The 901-nt window shown below is 67.9% G+C and carries 1 protein-coding gene; it reads left to right on the plus strand.

All coding sequences use genetic code 11. The annotated features are described in order from the left end of the window. Window positions 1-901, plus strand: a 901-nt coding sequence (locus Msi02_RS42765) for an ABC transporter substrate-binding protein (protein ID WP_204053409.1), incomplete at both ends; no start/stop codon positions are given.

A 901-nucleotide genomic window follows, 5' to 3' on the forward strand; every position in this document is an offset into this window, starting at 1 on the left:
CCGCGCAGGCGAGCGCGCCGGCCGCCGCCCCCGCGGCCGCGGCCACGGGCGGCAACGACGCCCCCGGCGACAAGGTCGTCATCGGCTTCTCGGCCCCGGCCGCCGACCACGGCTGGATCGCCGCGATCAGCAAGAACGCGGCGGACGCGGCCAAGCAGTTCTCCGACGTGGAGTTCAAGCCGGTCGAGCCGACCAACGACATCAACCAGCAGATCTCGGCGGTGGAGTCGCTGATCCAGGCCAAGGTCAACGCGCTGGTGATCCTGCCCAACGACGGTCAGCAGCTCAACCAGGTCGCCCGGCAGGCGATGGACGCCGGCATTCCGGTGATCAACCTGGACCGGGTGTTCCCGGACAAGCTGTCGTACCGGACCTGGCTGGGCGGCGACAACTACGGCATGGGTGTGGCGGCCGGTCACTTCATCGGCAAGACGCTGAAGGACAAGGGCGTGTCGGACCCGGTGATCCTGGAGATCCAGGGCATCGCGACGCTGCCGCTGACCCAGGACCGCAGCAAGGGCTTCGCCGACGCGTTGAAGACCTACGGGTTCAAGGTGACGGCGCAGCAGGACGCCAAGTTCACGGTGGAGTCGGGCACGCAGGTGGCCAGCAACCTGCTGCAGGCGCACAAGAAGATCGACGCGATCTGGAACCACGACGACGACCAGGGCATCGGTGTGCTGGCCGCGATCAAGGAGGCCGGTCGTGACGAGTTCTTCATGGTCGGCGGCGCGGGTTCGGCCAACGCGATGCGTGACATCCAGGCCGACAACGGTGTGCTGAAGGCCACGGTCACCTACAGCCCGACGATGGCCGGCTCGGCGATCAAGCTGGCGCGACTGATCGCGCAGGGCAAGGGCATGAGCGACCTGCTGGAGCAGGAGGTGCCGCAGTCGATCAC

This window comes from Microbispora siamensis (assembly GCF_016863095.1).
Classification (GTDB): domain Bacteria; phylum Actinomycetota; class Actinomycetes; order Streptosporangiales; family Streptosporangiaceae; genus Microbispora; species Microbispora siamensis.